Annotated in this window: 17 protein-coding genes; 9 read left to right on the forward strand and 8 right to left on the reverse strand. The window is 43.5% G+C overall.

The window, feature by feature from the left end:
* Nucleotides 1-58 precede the first annotated feature (58 nt).
* Nucleotides 59-1252, forward strand: coding sequence for a pyridoxal phosphate-dependent aminotransferase (locus tag DWX23_RS05420; protein ID WP_122373716.1), 1194 nt, complete (start codon nucleotides 59-61; stop codon nucleotides 1250-1252).
* A 78-nt stretch (nucleotides 1253-1330) separates the two neighbouring features.
* Here DWX23_RS05420 and tsf read toward each other — a convergent pair whose 3' ends face one another.
* The 5 genes from tsf to DWX23_RS05445 all read right to left on the reverse strand — a co-directional run bounded on the left by tsf (nucleotide 1331) and on the right by DWX23_RS05445 (nucleotide 5164).
* Nucleotides 1331-2320 carry a translation elongation factor Ts gene (gene tsf, locus DWX23_RS05425; protein WP_122373717.1) on the reverse strand — a complete coding sequence of 330 codons (990 nt, stop codon included), beginning with the start codon at nucleotides 2318-2320 and terminating at the stop codon, nucleotides 1331-1333.
* Between the two features lie 157 nt (nucleotides 2321-2477).
* Nucleotides 2478-3323 carry a 30S ribosomal protein S2 gene (gene rpsB, locus DWX23_RS05430; RefSeq protein ID WP_122355424.1) on the reverse strand — a complete coding sequence of 282 codons (846 nt, stop codon included), beginning with the start codon at nucleotides 3321-3323 and terminating at the stop codon, nucleotides 2478-2480.
* A gap of 136 nt (nucleotides 3324-3459) precedes the next feature.
* Nucleotides 3460-3846 carry a 30S ribosomal protein S9 gene (gene rpsI, locus DWX23_RS05435; protein ID WP_122355426.1) on the reverse strand — a complete coding sequence of 129 codons (387 nt, stop codon included), beginning with the start codon at nucleotides 3844-3846 and terminating at the stop codon, nucleotides 3460-3462.
* Nucleotides 3847-3851: 5 nt separating this feature from the next.
* The gene (rplM, locus tag DWX23_RS05440; protein ID WP_007655343.1) at nucleotides 3852-4307 is read right to left on the reverse strand and encodes a 50S ribosomal protein L13; all 456 of its coding nucleotides are present in this window, start codon (nucleotides 4305-4307) and stop codon (nucleotides 3852-3854) included.
* A gap of 215 nt (nucleotides 4308-4522) precedes the next feature.
* Complete coding sequence (locus DWX23_RS05445; protein ID WP_122355428.1) at nucleotides 4523-5164, reverse strand: porin family protein; 642 nt, start codon at nucleotides 5162-5164, stop codon at nucleotides 4523-4525.
* 145 nt (nucleotides 5165-5309) lie between these two features.
* On the opposite strand from DWX23_RS05445, the gene dnaE reads away from it, so the two are divergent.
* Both dnaE and trxA read left to right on the forward strand, forming a co-directional pair.
* Nucleotides 5310-9113, forward strand: a complete 3804-nt coding sequence (dnaE, locus tag DWX23_RS05450) for a DNA polymerase III subunit alpha (RefSeq protein WP_122355430.1) — start codon at nucleotides 5310-5312, stop codon at nucleotides 9111-9113.
* A 72-nt stretch (nucleotides 9114-9185) separates the two neighbouring features.
* A complete protein-coding gene (trxA, locus tag DWX23_RS05455) occupies nucleotides 9186-9500 on the forward strand; it encodes a thioredoxin (RefSeq protein WP_122355432.1) in 315 nt (104 codons plus the stop codon).
* Nucleotide 9501: 1 nt separating this feature from the next.
* Here the strand turns inward: trxA and mnmD are convergent, their stop codons facing one another.
* Nucleotides 9502-10158, reverse strand: a complete 657-nt coding sequence (gene mnmD, locus DWX23_RS05460; RefSeq protein WP_122373718.1) for a tRNA (5-methylaminomethyl-2-thiouridine)(34)-methyltransferase MnmD — start codon at nucleotides 10156-10158, stop codon at nucleotides 9502-9504.
* Nucleotides 10159-10433: 275 nt separating this feature from the next.
* Here mnmD and DWX23_RS05465 point away from each other — a divergent pair, with 275 nt between their 5' ends.
* From DWX23_RS05465 to DWX23_RS05490, 6 genes are all read left to right on the forward strand, one after another.
* The gene (locus tag DWX23_RS05465; RefSeq protein ID WP_122373719.1) at nucleotides 10434-11168 is read left to right on the forward strand and encodes an anti-sigma factor antagonist; all 735 of its coding nucleotides are present in this window, start codon (nucleotides 10434-10436) and stop codon (nucleotides 11166-11168) included.
* Between the two features lie 10 nt (nucleotides 11169-11178).
* Nucleotides 11179-12123, forward strand: coding sequence for an ABC transporter substrate-binding protein (locus tag DWX23_RS05470; RefSeq protein WP_122373720.1), 945 nt, complete (start codon nucleotides 11179-11181; stop codon nucleotides 12121-12123).
* A 6-nt stretch (nucleotides 12124-12129) separates the two neighbouring features.
* Nucleotides 12130-14079: a SpoIIE family protein phosphatase gene (locus tag DWX23_RS05475; RefSeq protein WP_122373721.1), complete on the forward strand. Its 1950-nt coding sequence runs from the start codon at nucleotides 12130-12132 to the stop codon at nucleotides 14077-14079.
* 2 nt (nucleotides 14080-14081) lie between these two features.
* Nucleotides 14082-14495, forward strand: coding sequence for an ATP-binding protein (locus tag DWX23_RS05480; RefSeq protein WP_122355442.1), 414 nt, complete (start codon nucleotides 14082-14084; stop codon nucleotides 14493-14495).
* Nucleotides 14496-14570: 75 nt separating this feature from the next.
* Nucleotides 14571-16958: a TonB-dependent receptor gene (locus DWX23_RS05485; protein WP_122373722.1), complete on the forward strand. Its 2388-nt coding sequence runs from the start codon at nucleotides 14571-14573 to the stop codon at nucleotides 16956-16958.
* A 104-nt stretch (nucleotides 16959-17062) separates the two neighbouring features.
* Nucleotides 17063-19744 (forward strand): ATP-binding protein, encoded by a 2682-nt coding sequence (locus DWX23_RS05490; protein WP_122373723.1) that lies wholly within the window; start codon nucleotides 17063-17065, stop codon nucleotides 19742-19744.
* A 3-nt stretch (nucleotides 19745-19747) separates the two neighbouring features.
* Here the strand turns inward: DWX23_RS05490 and DWX23_RS05495 are convergent, their stop codons facing one another.
* On the reverse strand, nucleotides 19748-20749 hold the full coding sequence (locus DWX23_RS05495) for a PAS domain-containing sensor histidine kinase (RefSeq protein WP_122373724.1): 1002 nt from the start codon (nucleotides 20747-20749) through the stop codon (nucleotides 19748-19750).
* A complete protein-coding gene (locus DWX23_RS05500; RefSeq protein WP_122355548.1) occupies nucleotides 20746-22110 on the reverse strand; it encodes a sigma-54 dependent transcriptional regulator in 1365 nt (454 codons plus the stop codon). The genes DWX23_RS05495 and DWX23_RS05500 overlap by 4 nt, the downstream gene beginning before the upstream one ends.
* Between the last annotated feature and the right edge of the window lie 39 nt (nucleotides 22111-22149).

Here is a 22149-nt window from a genome sequence, read left to right on the forward strand (position 1 = left end):
CGATTATTAATTACTTTTGTCGCAACTATTTAAAATAACCTATACAAACAGCAGTGTCATGACACAAGTTTCAGATCGTTTAGCAAGTTTATCGCCTTCCGCTACGTTGGCGATGTCTCAGAAGAGCAATGAGCTCAAAGCACAAGGTATCGATGTTATCAACCTGAGTGTGGGAGAACCTGATTTCAACACACCTGATCACATCAAGGAAGCAGCTAAAAAAGCGGTAGACGACAATTTCTCTCGTTACTCTCCGGTTCCCGGTTACCCGGCATTACGCAATGCTATCGTAGCCAAACTAAAGAATGAAAACGGGTTGGAATATACAGCTACTCAGATTTCTTGCGCGAATGGAGCAAAGCAATCCGTTTGTAATACTATCCTGGTATTGGTTAATCCCGGAGATGAAGTGATCATTCCGGCACCATTCTGGGTTAGCTATCCTGAAATGGTTAAATTGGCAGAAGGCAAGCCGGTAATCGTTACGGCTGGTATCGAACAAGACTTCAAGATCACTCCGGCCCAGCTGGAAGCAGCAATCACTCCGAAGACCAAGGCGTTAATCCTCTGCTCACCCTCCAATCCGACAGGCTCTGTTTACAGTGCAGAAGAGTTGGCAGGTCTGGCTGAAGTATTGAAGAAACATCCGGAGATTATCGTTATTGCTGACGAAATCTACGAACATATCAACTATATCGGCAAACATCACAGTATTGCCTCTGTCGATGACATGAAAGACCGTACAGTTATTGTAAACGGTGTTTCCAAAGCGTATGCAATGACAGGCTGGCGTATCGGTTTCATTGCCGGACCGGAATGGATCGTTAAGGCTGTGAACAAATTACAGGGACAATATACTTCAGGTCCTTGTTCTGTATCTCAAAAAGCTGCGGAAGCTGCTTACACAGGATCACAGGAACCGGTTGAAGAAATGCGTAAAGCTTTCGAACGCCGTCGTGACCTGATCGTGAACCTGGCTAAAGAAGTTCCGGGATTCGAGATCAACAAACCGGAAGGTGCTTTCTACCTGTTCCCGAAATGTAGTTATTATTATGGTAAAACGGACGGAAGCAACACGATCAAAGATGCTGACGATCTGGCTATGTATCTACTGGAAAAAGCACACGTTGCTTGTGTAGGCGGTACTTCTTTCGGTGCTCCTGAATGTATCCGTATGAGCTATGCTACCAGCGATGAAAATATCGTAGAAGCTATCAAACGTATCAAAACTGCACTGGCTGAATTGAAATAAAAAAAGAAAGTTTCTATAAACAGAAAAAGGGATTCCGAAATCGGAACCCCTTTTTTATATCATTCTGCTTACGCTAAATTATTCAGCACGCAAAGTGAAACGTTTGAATGCAAGGATCTTCAATTCAGGATCAGCTTCCTTCATTGTTTCCTTAACAGTCTTCTTGCCATCCATGATATCTTCCTGGTTCAGCAAGCAAACTTCCTTCAAGAACTTGCTAAGACGACCCTGAGCGATATTCTGAATCATTTGTTCCGGCAAATTAGCAGCCTTTTCAGCAGAAACAGTAGCGATGATGTCCTTTGCTTTTGCTACATCTTCAGCTGTAATCCAACCTTTTGCCATATTGCTTTCCATGTGATCTTCGCTATCTACATGTGTAGGATTAATGCCGCCTTTCTTCAAAGCAGCTTCTACAGCTTTCTGTACCTGTTCAGCTTTTGTCTTTTCGATAGCCACCTGGATTTCCTGTTCTTTTACTGATTCCGGAACACCAGCTTCATCGATAGCGATCGGGTTCATTGCAGCGATCTGCATAGCTACATTATGAGCAACCTCTTCTGATTCTTTGTTGAATGCAACAATTGTACAGAGCTGATTCTTACCCATGTGGTTGTAAGTAGTGGTATAAGCACCTTCTACTACATTGTAGCCGTCCAGTTCCATCTTTTCGCCAGTGATACCGCTGCGGTCAGTAACAGCGTCCTGGATAGTACCTTTACCCATCGGCAATGCTTTTACTTCGTCCAGAGTCTTACACTTGTTAGCCACAGCAGCGTCAAGGATAGCCTGAGCCAAAGCAACGAAATCTTCATTCTTAGCAACGAAGTCTGTTTCGCACTTCAAAGCGATAATAGCAGCGAATTCACCGTCTTTCTTAGCCAGTACACAACCTTCAGCAGCATCACGATCAGAACGTTTAGCAGCGATTGCCTGTCCTTTTTTACGGATAATTTCCATTGCCTTTTCGATGTCACCGTCAGCTTCTGTCAAAGCCTTCTTACAATCCATCATACCAGCTCCACTCATTTTGCGCAGCTTGGTAATATCAGCCATAGTTACAGCCATAATTTATTTCCTTCTATTTAATGTTTATACTATTCTAAAACCAACAATGGACAATGGACAATTGACAATTCCTAAGAACTTGACTGCCAAAAGCCTATTGCCCATTGTATTTTTATATTCTAATTGTCAATTGTCTATTGTCAATCGCCAATTATATTTATTCTTCTACATCTTTAGCGTACTTATCGGCAACGTTAGCGTTCAAAGCTTCTTCGTCTTCTTTCTTAGTACGTTCTTTCTTTACAGTAGCTTTGCCTTTGCGTTCTCTTTTAGCACCTTCGCCTTCGCCAGCAGCTTCTGTATCGATCTTTTCAGCTTTGCGTTCCTGCAAACCTTCGTTCATTGCTTCGCAGATAGCGCCTAAGATAACTTCTACAGATTTAGTAGCGTCGTCGTTAGCCGGGATCACGTAGTCAATGTTGTTCGGGTTTGAGTTAGTATCAACCATACCGAATACCGGGATACCCAGACGGTTGGCTTCGCGAACTGCAATATGTTCTTTCATCACGTCAACAACGAACAAAGCAGACGGAAGACGAGTCAGGTCTACAATAGAACCTAATGTCTTTTCCAACTTAGCACGCTGACGAGTGATCTGAAGTTTTTCTCTTTTTGACAGGTTATCAAATGTACCGTCTTTTGTCATCTTATCGATAGTAGTCATCTTTTTGATGGCTTTACGGATAGTCGGGAAGTTAGTCAACATACCACCCGGCCAGCGTTCGATAACGTAAGGCATACCTACAGAAGAAGCCTTATCAGCGACAACTTGTTTTGCTTGTTTTTTAGTAGCAACGAAAAGTACTTTCTTTCCCTGTTTTGCCAGGTTTTTCATTACTTCTGCTGCTTCGTCTACTTTAGCAACTGTTTTATATAAATCAATGATATGAATACCATTGCGCTCCATAAAGATATAAGGAGCCATAGCAGGATTCCACTTTCTTTTTAAGTGTCCGAAGTGTACACCAGCTTCTAATAACTGATCAAAATTAACTCTTGACATTTTTTTCTTTTTAAATCGTTTACTTTCTGTTTAATTTTCAACCATCAGGTAGTTCCCCGGCATGTCCACATGCAAAAGAAATCCCGACAATTTAGATACTAAACGCTTTGTCCTTGTAAGAAACTCACAAATAACATTAACGTTTGCTGAACTGGAATCTCTTACGAGCTTTCGGCTGACCCGGTTTCTTACGTTCAACAGCACGAGGATCGCGAGTTACGAATCCTTCTGCTCTCAACGCAGGTTTGTCTTCCGGATTAATCTTGATCAAGGCACGAGCGATAGCCAAACGGGCAGCTTCTGACTGACCTTTGAAACCACCACCATCCAGGTTGATCTTGATATCATATTGTTCTTCAACGCTCAGTTTTGCAAGCGGTTGCTTTACAATGAACTGAAGGATTGTAGAAGGAAAGTAATTAGCAAGATCACGTTTGTTGATAGTTATCTTTCCCGTTCCTTCGCTTACGAATACGCGAGCAACTGCTGCTTTACGTCTTCCTATTGCATTTACTACTTCCATAGTTATTATTTAAGTGAGTTTATATCGATTGACTTAGGCTGTTGAGCTTCGTGTTTGTGCTCTGTTCCTTCATATACATATAAGTTAGCAAGTAACTTAGCACCCAGACGGTTTTTAGGCAACATACCCTTTACTACTTTTCTGAACAAATGACTGGCACCCTTCTTCATCAGGTCGTTAGGTGTGTACTCGATCTGTCCACCGGGATATCCGGTATATCTCAAATAAATACGATCGTTCCATTTGTTTCCTGTCAGAACGATTTTATCTGCATTGATAATGATCACATTATCACCACAATCAACATGAGGAGTGAAGTTGGGTTTGTACTTGCCGCGCAAAAGTTTTGCTACTTTTGCACAAAGGCGTCCCAAAGTCTGTCCATCAGCGTCAACGATGACCCACTCTTTGTTTACAGTTGCTTTGTTTGCAGAAATGGTCTTAAAACTTAAAGTATCCACTGCTTAATAAATTAATTAATTAATAACTCTAAAAAACAAGCGCTTAGTTTTTTCGCTGTCACTATCACTACGGACACTTGACGTAATAATGTGCTAGAAACTAAACCCTTAGTACAATTTGATAATATTCGGCTTGCAAAGGTACGGCTTTTCTTCGAAATACAAAACTTTTGTACATCTTTTTCATTATGAACCGCTAAGAGAGACGTGGATACTTATCGGCGGAAGTAATATCCCAGTGAGAAAGTTACGTTATTCTGGTAGAGGGAAGATTCGCCGTCATGTTTGGAAGTACGGCGGTCCAAAGTACCGCACAGGGCAGATACGGAAAAGAAGAAATTCGAATATTCAACCTGCAATCCGAGGTTCACCCCCAGATCGAATGTTTTAAGGTCTGCCTCGCCCGATTGTCCGAAAACGATATCGGTGTCGACATTTTGGGTACGCATTTTACCGAACAGGGAGAAATCGACTGCCGGACCGGCCATCACGCTGAAATAAACATCTGTGAACTGAAAGGTATATACCAGATTGACCGGTATTAAAATAGAATAATAGTTACATTTTGTTTTCGGATACACCCGACCTGTTCCATCTTCATCCGGTATATTGGAAAGATAATTTCCTCCCTGATGCACGAAAGCTACTTCCGGCTGCAAAGATAATCTTTTATATAAAGGTATCTGGGTCAACCCTGCCACACTAAATCCGAAACGGGCACCCGATTGATAATTATTGTCTATTTTCTGTACCAGCGAAGAATAAGCCAAACCGCCACGCACACCCCAAGTGACCTGGGCAGTTACCGGTATAATCATCAACATCACCAATATAATTACCAATCCGATCTTTTTCATACTATATACTATTTTCCATGAGCAAAGATAGTTTTTTTTTCTAATGATGATACTTATTCGATGATTTTAACGTATGATTCTGTAAAAACGTAACAAAAGTCGTACCTTTGTTAGGTAAAATATAAAAGTTTTTTCAATCATATATATGGAACCATTTATACATCTACACGTCCACACGCAATACTCGCTACTGGACGGACAAGCCTCCATTGATGCCCTCGTAGACAAGGCACAAAAGGACGGCATGAATGCTATTGCTGTTACCGATCATGGTAACATGTTCGGTATAAAAGAGTTCTTTAACAAGGTATCCAAGAAGAACGGAAAGCCGCTTGGAGCCATCAAAGACCTGGAAAAAGAGCAGAAAGCGCTCAAAGGAAAAGAAGAACTCACTGCTGAAGAACAGGCACGCCTGGGAGAAATCCCGGGATTGATAGAAGCTGAAAAGAAAAAAATATTTAAACCCATCATCGGATGCGAATGCTACTGTGCGCGCAACGGCAGATTCAGCAAAACCGCCAAAGAAGACCGAAGCGGTTACCATCTGATCGTCCTGGCCAAGAACCTGAACGGTTACAAGAATCTGATCAAGATGGTTTCCATCTCATGGACGGAAGGTTTTTATGGCCGCCCTCGTATTGATCATGAACTGCTGGAGAAATACCATGAAGACCTGATCATTTGCTCTGCCTGCCTGGGAGGTGAAATACCTCAGCATATCATGCACGATCGGATAGATAAAGCTGAAGAGTCGATCCTTTGGTTCAAGAACCTGTTCGGCGAAGATTATTACCTGGAAATGCAACGGCACGAGACACATGACCCGAATGCCGACTGTACTACCTTTCCGAAGCAGCAGGAAGTAAACAAGGTCCTGATCGAACTGGCACGTAAACACAATGTGAAGCTGATCGCCACCAACGACGTCCATTTTGTCAATCAGGAAGATGCCGAAGCGCACGACCGCCTGATCTGCCTCAGTACAGGCAAAGACCTCGATGATCCGACCCGTATGCGCTATTCCAAACAAGAATGGATGAAGACGACTGCAGAGATGAATGCCATCTTTGCCGATATTCCCGAAGCACTCAGCAATACACTTGAAATAGCCGATAAAGTCGATTTCTATTCGATCGACAGCGGCCCTATCATGCCGACTTTCGCCATACCGGAAGAGTTCGGAACAGAAGAATCCTACCGGGCCAAACTGACTGAACAAGATTTGTTCGAAGAGTTTACCCGTGACGAAAACGGCAAGGTCGTTTTAAGTGAAGAAGATGCCAAAGACAAAATAAAAAAACTAGGCGGATACGACAAATTATATCGTATCAAACTGGAAGCCGATTATCTTCGTAAACTGACTTACGACGGCGCCAAAATATGTTATGGTGAAAACCTGACGGACGAAGTCAGGGAACGTCTGGATTTCGAGCTGCATATCATGAAGACAATGGGGTTCCCCGGATACTTCCTTATCGTACAAGACTTTATTGCTGCCGCCCGTGAAGAGTTAGGCGTATCGGTAGGTCCCGGACGTGGTTCGGCTGCCGGCTCGGCTGTAGCCTATTGCCTGGGGATCACCAAGATCGACCCGATCAAGTACGACCTCCTGTTCGAGCGTTTCCTGAATCCCGACCGTATCTCCCTCCCCGATATCGATACCGACTTCGATGATGACGGCCGCGGCGAGGTGTTACGCTGGGTAACGGAAAAATACGGAGCCGACCGAGTTGCCCACATTATCACTTACGGTACGATGGCAACCAAATCGGCGATCAAAGACGTAGCCCGTGTACAGAAACTTCCACTTTCCGAATCGAACCGCCTGGCAAAACTGGTACCGGATAAGATCCCGGATATGAAGAAATTCAAACTGAAAGATGCAATCAACTACGTACCGGAACTGAAAGAGGCTGCCACCGGAAATGATCCTTTGGCACGCGACACACTGAAATATGCACAAATGCTGGAAGGTAACGTACGAAATACCGGGGTACATGCCTGTGGTGTTATTATCGGTCGTTACGATATATCCGATGTCGTACCGGTAAGTACCGCGAAAGACAAGGAAACCGGCGAAGAAATGCTCGTAACCCAATATGAAGGTTCGGTAATTGAAGAGACCGGATTGATCAAGATGGACTTTTTGGGACTGAAAACCCTGTCCATCATCAAAGAAGCTATCGAAAACATACGGCTTACCACCGGTCATATCCTCGATATCGACCATATCAGCCTGGAAGATCCCAAAACATACGAACTGTATTGTACCGGAAAAACAACCGGAACATTCCAATTTGAATCGGCAGGTATGCAAAAATACCTGAAGGAGTTGCAACCTTCCAAGTTTGAAGACCTGATCGCCATGAACGCCCTGTATCGTCCGGGACCTATGGACTACATTCCCGACTTTATCGACCGTAAGCACGGACGTAAGCCGATCGAGTATGATATTGCCGTAATGGAAAAATATCTGAAAGATACTTACGGCATTACAGTCTATCAGGAACAGGTCATGCTTCTGTCTCGTTTGTTGGCAAACTTCACCCGTGGCGAGAGTGACGCTCTGCGTAAAGCGATGGGTAAGAAGCTGATCGACAAGATGAACCACCTGAAATCAAAATTCATGGCAGGCGGCCAGGCGAACGGTTATGAAGCAAAGACACTTGAAAAAATCTGGTCCGACTGGGAAAAGTTTGCATCCTATGCCTTCAATAAGAGTCACGCGACCTGCTATTCATGGGTCGCTTACCAGACTGCCTTCCTGAAGGCGAACTATCCTTCGGAATACATGGCAGCCGTACTGAGCCGAAGTTTGTCGAATATCGTGGATATCACGAAGTTCATGGACGAATGTAAAGCGATGGGTATCCAGGTGCTTGGCCCTGATGTAAACGAATCTATCCTGAAGTTCAGCGTAGATAAAAATAAGAATATCCGTTTCGGACTGGGAGCCGTAAAAGGTGTTGGAGAAGCAGCGGTACAGAATATTATTGAAGAACGGAAAAAGAATGGTCCGTACCGGAATATTTTTGACTTTGTGGAACGAGTGAACCTTACTGCCTGCAATAAGAAAAACATCGAATCGCTGGCATTGGCCGGCGCGTTCGACAACTTCGGCATACAACGCGAACAGTTCTTTGGAGAGACAGGAAAAGGCGAAATTTTCCTGGATACACTGGTACGCTACGGCAACAAATACCAGATGGACAAGAACACAGCCGCCAATTCATTATTCGGCAGCGACGACCTCTCGGTTGCCATTGCCAAACCGGAACTTCCGGTTTGCCAGCGCTGGAGCGACCTGGAACGTCTGAACAAAGAAAAGGAACTGGTCGGCATCTATCTTTCCGCCCACCCATTGGACGAATACCGCATCGTTCTGACTTACGTATGCAATACAGGTATGGCAGAGATTAACGACCGGGAAAGCCTGAAAGGGCGTGAAATACTGCTGGGCGGCATCGTAACAGACTTCAGGGAAGGTATGACCAAAACCGGTAAACCTTACGGGGTGGTCAAGATAGAAGACTTTACCGGTAGCGGCGAAATTGCATTGTTCGGTAACAACTATATAGAATACAGTAAATACTGCAAACAGGGCATGTATCTACTTATTACAGCCCGTGTAGAACCACGTCGCTGGAATGAGAATGAACTCGATTTCAACATCGGTTCCATCCGCTTGTTACAGGACGAGAAAGACAAGTTGATCGAAAAGATTAGCATCACGCTGCCGATACATGATCTCGATGAGCCTACAGTCAATGAATTATCGGTGCTGATCAAAAACAATCCGGGACAGAGCTTGTTATATTTCAGAGTAGTGGACGGCGAACACAATATCGCACAAAATTTCTTCTCACAGAATATCCGGTTAAATGTAACAGGCAAACTGGTTGAATTCCTGCAAGAGAACGAGAATATTGATTTCAAAATTAATGGGTAAAGTTGTATGGTGCGGAAAGAATTAGTACTTTTGGCACCGCAAAAGGGAACAATTTAAATTAGATATATAATTATGGCACTAGAAGTTACAGATGCAAATTTTGAAGAGTTGGTAAACTCAGGTAAGCCTATGGTCCTTGACTTTTGGGCAGAATGGTGTGGTCCTTGCCGCATGGTAAGCCCGATCATCGATGAATTGGCAACCGAATATGAAGGTCGCGTTACCATAGGAAAAATGGATGTAGACAACAATAACGATGTTGTTGCCCAGTTCGGTATTCGCAATATTCCTACCGTACTTTTCTTTAAAGACGGAAAGTTAGTTGACAAACAGGTAGGTGCTGCACAGAAACCGGCATTTGTTGCTAAGGTCGACGCACTTTTATAATTTATTTTATAGCGCGGAGCATTTCGCGTTTTCCCGGGGGGCCGGGTATTCTTTCAACGGAATACCCGGCCTTCTGCATCATACGGCGGACTACTCCTTTGGCACAATAGGTAGTAAGAATCCCTCCTTCCGACGTATGTGCATATAATCTATCGAATATCTCCTGACTCCACATCTCCGGTTGTTTGTCCGGAGCAAAGGCATCGAAATAGATAAGATCCATATCTTCGGGCAGTGTACAGCTGTTATTATCTCCCTGTATCTTATGTAAAGTAAAATGATCGGTTATTTTTACCGGTTCATTCCAGGCTGCAGAATGTAATGCAGTAAACAACATTTTCTTTTCCGGACAGATCATATCTCCGTAATTCAATGCCCGAACCAAAGCGGGATCAAGCGGATAAAGTTCCACAGAAAAGTAATCAACGGAACGGTCCTCATTTTCTGCATCCAGCAGAGTCAGATAAGCATTCAATCCCGTACCAAAGCCGACTTCAAAAACAGTAATATCCTTTTTTTCCTGACGATGTAATCCGGCTTCAATAAAAACGTGACGTGATTCCTGCACCGCTCCATTTACCGAATGATAATGTTCATCCATCTCCGGGATGAACAATGTATGACTTCCATCTGCCGTCTCCTGCAATTCTCTTTTCATATATTTTCTGACCTGTCTGTATTTTTACAAACATACAAAGATATAAAAATATAGTTTGCGCCATGAGACTACATTTACAGAATACCCGAAGACAAACAAAAATTATACCTGCAAAAAGGTTCTATTCTCACAGATTTCATCCCAAATATATGATTCACTAAAAGATATATACAATCTGTCAAAACTCAAATCCCTTGATTCACCGAAACTTCTGAAACAATCCCATACATTTGCCGCAGTAAAAATATTCAGTCCTGAATTTTATAAATAGGAAAATGGAAAGAGAAATTATCATCGCAAACGACTTATCTGAAATAATCAATGTCACACGATTTATAGAATCTGCGGGGGTAAGCCTTTGCATATCTTCCAATATGACAAGGCGTGTCTGTCTCGCTATTGAAGAGGCTGTCAGTAACATTATCCACCACGCATATCCGAGTAAAGAGAAAAGTGATATCAAACTAAAATTAAGCCACGTCAACGGAGATATCACTTGCATGATCACTCATAACGGATTAAATTCCGATCCAACCGTTCCTTTTATCGACACAGATAAATCATCATTGGAAACTCTCATAACCGGGGGACAGGAATTTTTCCTTATATTCAAGACAATGGATGAAGTAGCTTTTCATTCGAATGGATCACAAAGTTTTTTAATGTTGACCAAAAGGGTAGAGATTGGCCTGGAAGAAGAAGGTTCTTTCAACACTAACATCTGCCGCGTAGCCGGGGGAGCTATTATCACCATAGAAGGACGCCTGGATACGGTTAACGCCCGTAAATTTGAATTCGCCCTTCAACCTTTACTGGAAAACTGCGCGATCGAAATCATCCTCAATTGTGAAGATCTTACATACATAAGCAGTTCCGGATTGCGTTGCTTTATTCTGATGCAAAAAAAGGTAAGTAGTCAGCACGGACAACTGATCATGAAAAATATGCAACCCGAAATACGCAAAATATTCGACATGACCGGTTGCTCATCTTTGTTCAACATTCGTTAGTACTTCTGCTATGAAACGAAAACGACATATATATTGCATTCTGCTTATCCTGATCTCCGCATATGGTACACTATCAGGGCAAACTATCACCATCACTCCCAAGTGGACAGCGCAGGCCCAGTTCGCCGGCTACTATGTCGCCGATAAAATGGGGTTTTACAAAGAAGAAGGTATTGATATCCGTATTGTACATACAGCTCTTTCAGAAAGTTCTTTTTCAGTCCTGCAAAGTGGAAAATCACAGGCGGCCGTCATGAACCTGTCGTTCGCTTTAACCGCTAGAGCAGCCGGTGCTCCCTTAGTCAATATCATGCAAACCTCACAAGAAAACAGCCTGATACTGGTAAGCCGACATCCTCTGAAAGATATAAGCTCGTTGCGCCATCAGGAAATAGCTGTCTGGAACCACTTAAGTCAAGACCTGCTGGATCGCTTTGCCGCCCATTATGAACTCGACGGAAAATGGATACGCTTCAACGGAGGTGTCAACCTTTTCCTGACCGGAGCTGTGGATATTTGTCTTGTAGGAAGTTACAATGAATATATTCAACTTTTCGAATGCGGATTGAAAACAGATTCTTTCTATTCGTTACATTTTACTGACTTCGGATATGATTTGCCCGAAGACGGACTTTATGTTACTCAACCTTTTTATGAATCCCACCCCGAAATGATCCGAAAACTGGTACGTGCCAGCATCCGCGGATGGCAATGGGCCAACGAGCATAAAGAAGAAACACTCGATATACTGATGCAGATCATTCGCGAGAACAATATCGGGACCAACCGTTATCATCAACGAAAAATGCTGGAAGAAGTACTCCGTTTGCAAACAAATAAAAGTACCGACAAACGGACCTTCCGCCTAAGCCCGGAAGGCTTTAAAAAGGCAACAGATATCCTGCTGGATGAACAGGAAAAGAAAAAGATACTTTATACAGATTTCGTAAAATAATCTCCCATGCACCCCTTTAGACAAATATTTCAATTCAAGTCTTTTGCCACCCGCATGAGTGTCTATGTACTCTCATTCGCACTGGTAGTATTTGCCGTCATCATAGTGCTGTTCTATTCATACAGTCGTGAGAAGGTCACCGATTATGCGATCAAATCTACGCATGGGCAATTATACAATACGGCTATCGAGATCAATAATCTGTTACAGACCGTAGAAACAACGATGTATCAATCAGTCTGGACGATAGAAGAAAGCCTGAACGATCCGGACTCATTATACCGCATCATAGCCGCCGTAGCAGAGAATAACGATCTCATAGAAAGTAGTGGCATCGCATTCGAGCCCTACTATTATAAAACAAAAGAGAAATATTTCATGCCCTACGTGTCAGTTATAAACAAAAAAACGGAATATTCGCTACTGGGCAGTCAAAGTTATGATTATCCTTGTATGGATTGGTACCTGATCCCTAAGTTGCTAAAGCAGGATTACTGGAGCGAGCCTTATTATGACCAGGGAGGCGGCAACTTTATAATGAGTACCTATTCACTTCCTTTATTAGACAAGGAAGGAAAAGTGTATGCTATCTTCACAGCTAACATATCATTATCCCGGTTCACGACCATGATAGATCAGTTGAAACCGTATTCATCCAGTTTCACATTCCTGATCAGCCGCAACGGCAGTTATCTGACTTATCCTGACCATGAGAAAATAATGAATGAAACGATCCTGACCGATGCGTTTACCTCGAATAATACAGGTTTGGAAAATGTCGGACAAGAAATGTTGGCCGGACAGACCCATACAGCGCAAATTAAACTGAATGGTAATCCCGCTTATATTTTCTATTCATCCATACCTCACATAGGATGGTCAGTAGCCAATGTCTGTCCACCCAGTATAATTTTAAAAGACCTGGATACCATCTCCGGCCAGATACTATTCGGCTTACTGACCGGAATGCTTATTCTGTTCTTCGTCATTCATATCATTATCCGCCGGCTGGTAAAACCGCTCGCAGCCTTTTCCGAATCGGCAAGAGTTATAGCCACCGGCCGTTTCAATGTGAAACTGCCAGAGGTTAAATCATATGACGAAATAAAAATGTTACACGATTCACTTGCATATATGCAACAATCGCTATTCGATTACGTGATAAAACTCCATGAAACTACGGCGACAAAAGAACGTATTGAAAGCGAACTGTCCATAGCCCGGGAAATCCAGATGGGAATGATCCCTAAAACATTCCCGCCTTTCCCCAGCCGCCAGGATGTAGACTTATACGCGATACTCCAGCCGGCCCGGGAAGTCGGAGGTGACCTGTATGACTATTTCATCGAGAACGACAAGCTTTATTTTATCATAGGCGACGTATCGGGAAAAGGAGTTCCCGCCTCCTTATTTATGGCTATTGCGCGCAGTATGTTCCGCTCGTTTTCACGCCATACAGACTCACCGGCAACAATCGTATCGGGTATGAATAACGCTATTTCAGAAAATAACGAAACCAATATGTTCATTACGCTCATTGTCGGCGTCCTGGACCTTCACAGCGGAGAGTTAAAGATATGTAACGCGGGACATACCTTACCTGTACAAGTTTCCCCAGAGGGAAAGGTTTCGTTAATAGAAGCCCGGACACATCTGATTGTCGGTATCATGATTGACCATGAATATACAAACGAGATCTTTTATCTTGAAAAAGGTACTAAAATATTCTTTTACACAGACGGAATAACAGAGGCAGAAAATGCCAAAAAGGAATTGTACGGAGAAGCTAATATGATAAAAACATTATCTGCCAATTCCCAACAGGATATACATGCCATTGTGAGCTCCGTTATCTGTTCAGTTGCCCACCACGTACAACTGGCGGAACAAAGCGACGACCTGACAATACTGGTAATACATTATGAACCGAACAATCAAAAACAGGAAAGGAATTGATTATGACAAGCAGTAGAGAAATCAGAATAGTTAACGATCTGGAAGAAATTTCCCGGATACAGGAATTTATAGAAGAGTTAGGTAATGACCTCAATTTATCTTCTGAAACGATCATGAATATCAACCTGGCATTGGAAGAGGCAGTAGTAAATGTCATCATGTATGCCTATCCCGAAGGCGAACATCATGAAATACTACTGAAAGTAACGGTCAGTCCTCAGCAATTGATCTTTTTGCTAACAGATAGAGGACAATCGTTCGACCCGACTCAGGTACCCGATACGGATATCAAACTGCCCATAGAAGAGCGGGGAATCGGCGGACTGGGTATTTTTCTTATCCGAAGCATCATGAATGAAGTTTCATATCTGCGTCTGAAAGAAGAGAATCGGTTGATAATGAAAAAAGACCTGTAAAGCTGAGTTTACAAAGATTACCTCAGTTTATCACGTCATTTTATTTATCTTTGTGGACCTAAAATAAAAACAAAGATGATAAAGAAGCTTGTTGTCTTTTTTCTATTCCTTACCTGTACTCAGATAGCACAGGCACAGAAGACTTATTCCATCAAGGGAATGGTAAAAGAAGCGGCAAGCGGGGAACCCATCCCCTATGCAACCGTTATTATATGGAATACGACACAGGGAACGGCTACCGACTCTATCGGTAATTTTGAAATAACGGGAGTCGCCCCCGGCAGCTATCGCCTGCAGGCTTCGTTTCTCGGATACAAACCTGCGGTAACAGCAGAATTCCGTGTTGCCAATAAAGATATCTTTTTCCCCATCGAACTGGATCCTGCCAGTGAAAACTTGCAGGAAGTCAGTGTCGTTGCCTCCCCTTTTCGTAAAACGGCTGAAAGTCCGCTCGGTCTGCGTGTCATCGGATTTAAAGAGATTGAAAAGAGCGCGGGCGGGAACCGGGACATCTCACGTGTCGTACAATCTTTTCCCGGCGTAGCTTCCACAGCCGCATTCAGGAACGACCTGATGGTAAGAGGCGGCGGACCGTCCGAAAACCGTTTTTTCCTGGATGGAGTAGAAATTCCGAATATTAACCATTTCTCTACACAAGGAGCTTCGGGAGGACCGGTCGGAATTATCAATCCCGATTTCATACGTGAAGTCAATTTCTATTCAGCAGCTTTCCCGGCAGCCAGAGGAAATGCACTGAGTTCGGTACTGGACTTCAAACTACAGGACGGTAATAAAGAAAAGTTCTCCCTGCGTGGTGTGCTTGGAGCCTCCGATATCGGCCTGTCGGTCAATGGTCCTATAGGAGATAAAACGACCTACCAGGTATCCGTCAGACGTTCCTATCTGCAATTCCTGTTCGATATGATCGGACTTCCTTTTCTGCCGACCTTCACGGATGCACAGTTCAAGATCAAACATTCTTTCAACAAGAAAAACGAACTGACATTTCTTGGATTGGGTGCCATCGACGATATGAAACTGAACACCGGCATGGAAGATATGAGTGAGAAAAACCAATATATTCTCGCCTATCTGCCCGTTGTCAAACAAAAAACATACACGCTGGGAGCCGTCTACAAACATTATACAGGAAAAAATATTTATTCGCTGATCGTAAGCCGTAGCCAGATGAATAACAAGAACATCAAATACCGTGACAACGATGAAAGTACACCGGATAACCTTACATTGAATTATCGCTCGGACGAGATTGAGAATAAATTTCGCAGCGAAAATATTTTCCGTCTTCCCTATATACAGCTACAAGTAGGTGGAAATATCGATTATTCGGAATATACCAACCATACTTTTCAAAAACAATTTACCACGGTACCCAAAGAAATAACCTATCAGACCGATCTGGGTGTATGGAAATGGGGATTATATGCCACAGCGATCTATGAGAGCGACAATGAACGCTTTACTACCTCCCTCGGACTTCGTACGGATGCCAATAATTATTCATCCAAAATGAATAATATGCTAGACCAGCTATCTCCACGCCTCTCATTGTCTTACCGGATTGCCGGAGACATATATCTGAATGCGAATGCCGGACGCTACTATGAACTACCTCCTTATACCGTTATGGGATTCAAGGATAACAACGGTAATTACATCAACAAATCCAACGACCTGCAATATATCCGCAGCGATCAGGCTGGCTTAGGATTGGAATACCGTCCTGCTTCTTATCTGAAATTCACGGCAGAAGGATTTTACAAACAGTATAACCATTATCCGATGTCGGCCATCGACAGTATTCCGTTGGCATCCAAAGGAACAGACTATGGTGTACTGGGAAATGAAGCCGTTACTTCCACCGCCACCGGACATGCGTATGGCATGGAGCTGATGGGACGCTGGTATAATTATAAAGGACTTACTTTTATCGCTTCCTACACATACGTAAGAAGTGAGTTCAAAGATGGCAGAAAGACAGGCAAATACCTGCCTTCTGCCTGGGATAACAAACATCTTTTCACTTTCAGCGGTACCTACTCACTCCCCCGGAATTGGGATATAGGTGCCAAGTTCCGGGTAGTCGGCGGTGCCCCTTACACACCTTATGATGTGGAAAAGAGCAGTTATGTGGAAGCCTGGGATGCCAGCGGCAGCCTCTATTACGACTACAGCCGCTTCAACAGCGAACGCCTGAAACCTTTCACCCAGCTGGATCTGCGCGTGGACAAAACGTTTTACCTTAAGAAAGTCATGCTCGGACTTTATATAGACCTGCAGAATGTGCTTAATTCGAAATATAAAGAACAGGATGTCTACATAAAAACCGGAAAGATCGTGAACCCCGAAGCACCTAAAGAAGAACAACGATATGAACTGAAACCGGTAGAACGTATGACAGGAACCTTATTGCCCAGCATCGGCATTATGATAGAAATATAATACCCTTGATTTTCTTGCGTTTTTATTTGCCATAGTTCTACAAAGATTACAAATAATGCTTATTTTTGTAGCCGGGAATACAGACTGTAACAGAAAAGGTATCAATGTTTAAAACGATTCTGAAAAATATAAATATTACATACCACATACGAATACTATTCATACTTGTATGTTTATTATTGACTGTTCCAGGCTATGCCGAAGATGACACTCATCCAATCCTCATTATCAGTTCTTATAATCCGGATACCCGTAATACGACGCAGAATATTTCCGAATTCATGGAGGAATACAAGCATCTGGGCGGTACAGCACCGGTCATTATCGAGAACATGAACTGTAAGAGTTTACCGGAAGCTCCTTTATGGAAAGGAAAAATGGAAACTTTGCTGAAAAAATACAGTAACGAAAGCACACCTCAGGTTATTATTATTTTAGGTCAGGAAGGATGGTCCTCTTATCTGTCGCAGGATGAACCTATTTTGAAGGAGGTTCCTATCGTATGCGGAATGGTCAGCAGCAACGCTGTTATCCTACCGGACTCAAGTACCAGACTGACCGAATGGGATCCGGAAAGCATCGATATTCAGAGTTACACAAACAACGGATACCATTTATCGGGATTTACCTATAATTATGATATAAAAAAGAACATTGAACTCGCTCTCGATCTTTATCCTGCAACAAAACATTTTGCATTGATAACAGACAACAGCTACGGCGGCATCGCCTTGCAGGCTCTGGTAAAAAAGGAGCTGAAAGAGTTTCCTGACCAAAACCTGATCCTGCTGGACGGACGAAAGAACAATATTTATACGGTTGTCGAACAAATAAAAAAGTTACCTAAAGAGACTGTCATTTTATTAGGGACGTGGCGCGTAGACGTAAACGACGGTTACTATGTAGGGAATGCCACCTACACCATGATGTCAGGCAACCCCGGGATTCCGGCTTTTACTTTGACTTCGATCGGACTTAGCCACTGGGCCATAGGAGGATATATCCCCAAATACCGCCCTATCGGAAAAGATCTTGCCAAACAGGTTATTGATATCCAAACAAAGAAAGTACTGTTAAAGGATATGAAGACGGTAAATATCCCCAATACCTACACCTTCGATGCCAAAAAACTAAAAGAATTCAACATCGAAAGAAGCAAGTTGCCAGCCGACTCCATACTGATCAATATAGACGGAAACCTGTTCGTAAAATACAGATTCGAACTTTTGTTGATTGTAGCATGCGTATTACTGCTTTTCCTGGTCATGATCCTGTTTTTCCTGTTCAGGACCAACCGGCTGAAAGACGAGTTGCTGGATATACAGAAGGATAATGTTATCATCATGAATAACATACAATCTTCTATCCGTTTCATAAAACCGGATTATTCGGTCAAATGGGAGAACCAGATCAAAATGCCGTGCAGACCTCAATACGGTCCTAAAAACTGCTGCCTGGTCAAGAACGGACAAAAGCCGTATTGTGACGAATGTGCTCTGATCTCCGCTATGGAAAGCCGGAAACCTTTCGAGTTAGTCAAACAATGTGCTCCGGGCGAATATACACACGTATTTGCTAACCCGATACTGGATGCAAAGGATAATTTACTGGGTGTCGTATTCAAAAAAGAGAATGTCACCAAACAGAAACTGGCAGAAAACGAGTTAAGACTGGCAAAAGAGAAAGCAGAAGAATCCGATCACCTGAAATCGGCATTCCTTGCGAATATGAGCCATGAAATACGTACGCCGCTTAATGCTATCGTCGGCTTCTCCGGACTGCTGGCCATGACTGATGAGTTGGAAGAACGGGAAGAATACATCAATATCATCAACAACAACAACGAACTCCTGCTACAATTGATAAACGATATTCTCGACCTGGCAAAGATAGAGGCCAATACGCTCGAATTTGTTTACTCGGATGTCGATATCAACCAACTGTTATGTGATATAGAACAAACATCACGCCTCAAAGCAGCAGAGGGTGTTCAGGTTTCGTTCGTAGAGAAAATGTCCCATTGTATTATCAGGACGGATAAAAACCGTCTGTCGCAGGTAATAACCAACTTTATCAACAATGCGATCAAATTTACCAAAGAGGGAGGTATACGTTTCGGATACAAACACAAAGGAAGTCAATTAGTATTTTTTGTTTCCGATACAGGCTGTGGCATCGACAAGACCGTCAAAGACAGCGTCTTCCAACGTTTTGTCAAATTAGATAATTTCGCACAGGGAACCGGACTCGGGTTATCCATCTGCCAGATGATCATACAGAAGCTGGGGGGAGAGATCGGCGTAGAATCGGAACCGGGGCAAGGATCGACTTTCTGGTTCACCCTGCCTGACACCGTGATCGAAGAATCACATATTGCTCCTATCGAACCGATAAAAATAGAAATACAAAGCAGTACCTCTACGGGTAATGACAGTAAAAAATCCACTTTACTGATAGCGGAAGATAATGAAAGCAACTATACATATATAAAAGCAATACTCAAAGAATACAATCTGGTACATGCCTGGAACGGTCAGGAAGCAGTAGACCTCTATAAGAAATACCATCCGGATATGATCCTGATGGACCTCAAAATGCCGCTTATGGATGGTTACCAGGCAACAAAAGAAATACGTAAAGACAATACGGTCATACCCATTATTGCCGTAACAGCCTTTGCTTTTGCCGAAGATGAACAACGGGTCAAACAGAGTGGATTCAACGATTACGTTGCCAAACCGATCAAGCCCAACGACCTGAAAAAGAAAATAACAGAACTCTTATAACAACTAAATTGCACGTGTACCGGGGAATTGCATGGTAAATGTGGTTCCTTTTTCTATTTCCGATGCAACGGTTATATTACCGCCATGCCGGTTCAGAATTTGCCGGCAGACGCTCAATCCGATCCCCGATCCTCCCTGTTTGGTCGTAAAGAAAGGGACAAACACTTTATCCAATGCTTCAGGCACGATACCGCTGCCGTTATCAGAAACAGTTACGACCGGCATCCCGTCCCGTCTGAAAGCATCTATATGAATTTCAGGGAACTCACTGTCACAACAGGCTTCTATAGCATTTTTCAGCAGGTTGATAAGGACTTGTTCGATCATGCTCCGGTCGGCATACAATCTCAGTTCTGCCGGATGAATGGAGTAAACGACATGTATCCCCGCTGCCGGGACCAACTTTTGTAAATCACTGAACAAAGTCGATACCGGAAATATCTGCATGGTCGGAGTCGGAATACGCGTCAGCTTACGGTAATTTTCCACAAAGTCGAGCAACCCTTTGCTACGGCGATGAATGGTCTGTATCGCCTGTAGCATCACGGCATAATCACGTTCATTCATCCCATTCGAAGCAGCACGTTCCGTAACCGTTTCCGACAGGGAGATAATAGGGGCAATCGAATTCATGATCTCGTGCGTAAGGACACGGATCAATTTCTGCCAGGCATCCGTCTCAGCTTCCGCCACTACTGAGTTATAAAGCCGGGAGCGGAATGCATTCAAAGCCTCATTCATCGAACGGGTCAACTGGGCTTCAGCACCTCCGGAAGAAGGTACCGGAAAAGAGAGGTTCAGATCCCCGTAATGGATATTCGCAATCAGATGCTCCATCCGGCGGATCGTCTTCCGCTGGTCCAGATACAAAGAGAAAGCCAGTACGACCAGGATGGCCCCCATCATAACAGATGTAAAATAAAGGCTTTTCAATATAAGGAATGCAATAGCCAGCGAGAGCAATACAATCAAAACGATCTTTATCAGGATAATATATCGTTTCATAGGCCCAGCTTATCCAGTTTCCGGTAAAGGGCAAAACGGGTAATTCCCAATAGTTCGGCAGCACGGGTCACATTCCCTTCGGCACGCCGCAAAGCACGTTCGATCGCTTCCTTCTCCAAAATGCTCAGGTTGAGCTCTTCCAGCTCTGCAATCTTATTCGATGCAGTAGGCTGAAGCATGAAATTCTCCGGTTTCAGCATCATGCCATCAGATAGGATCACTGCCCGTTCAATCGCATGTTGTAATTCGCGGACGTTCCCCGGCCAGTTGTAATTCTGCAGCTTACTCCGTGCATCACGTGAGAGACCTTTGATATCTTTCTTGTATTTACGGGCATAACGGGCAAGAAAATAATCTGCCAGCAACTGAATGTCATTACCGCGTTCCCGTAAAGGAGGAATATGTAGTTCTATCGTATTGATACGATAGAGTAAATCCTGACGGAAAGTTCCCTTTCCCACCATCTCATGAATATTTATATTGGTTGCCGAGATCAGGCGGACATCAATGGTTATCGGACGTGTCGCTCCTAAACGGGTGATTTGTTGTTTCTCTATCGCTGTCAGCAATTTAGCTTGCATAGGCAGACTCAGGTTACCGATCTCATCCAGGAAAAGTGTACCGCCGGTAGCCACCTCCATACGTCCCGGTTTATCACGACGGGCATCGGTAAAAGCTCCTTTCTCATATCCGAACAGTTCACTCTCGAAAAGTTGTTCAGGGATACTCCCCAGATCGATCCCTACGAAAACCTGTCCGTTACGTGGCGAATGATGATATAAGGCGCGTGCCACAAGATCCTTACCCGTACCGTTTTCACCCAGAATCAGGATATTTGCATCCGTATCACGCAACTTCTCGATCGTCGTAAAGATCTCCTGCATGGCATTACTTTCACCGATAATCTCAAACCCGTCATCCTCCGAACTCTCAAGAGCTGCTACCTGACGTTTCAGCGACCGAACCTCGGTACGGCTTTCCCGAAGTTTCAGAGCGGCAGACAAGGTAGCCAGCAACTTCTCTTTCTCCCAGGGTTTAGGTATAAAATCCGTCGCCCCGGCTTTAATGGCGCGTACGGCTTTTTCCGTATCGGCATAAGCCGTAATAAAGAGAACGACAGCATCCGGATCTGTCTTCTTTATCTTTTCAAGCCAGAAGAAACCTTCCTGCCCGCTGATGGCATCCCGCCGGAAGTTCATATCCAGTAAAATCACATCGGGCACATAGCTTTCCATAAAATGCTCGATCCGTTCCGGTTGCGTAGTGACACGGATCTGTTCGACATAAGGCTCCAACAGCAGATTCAATGCAAAAAGCACATCTTCATTGTCATCGATGATTAATATTTTCCCTTGTTTCATTCCTGTTACTGATTTGGTTGTAAAGATAAGTATAAAAGC

The sequence above is a fragment of the Parabacteroides sp. AF18-52 genome, from assembly GCF_003479145.1.
In the GTDB taxonomy this organism is placed as follows: Bacteria; Bacteroidota; Bacteroidia; order Bacteroidales; family Tannerellaceae; genus Parabacteroides; species Parabacteroides faecis.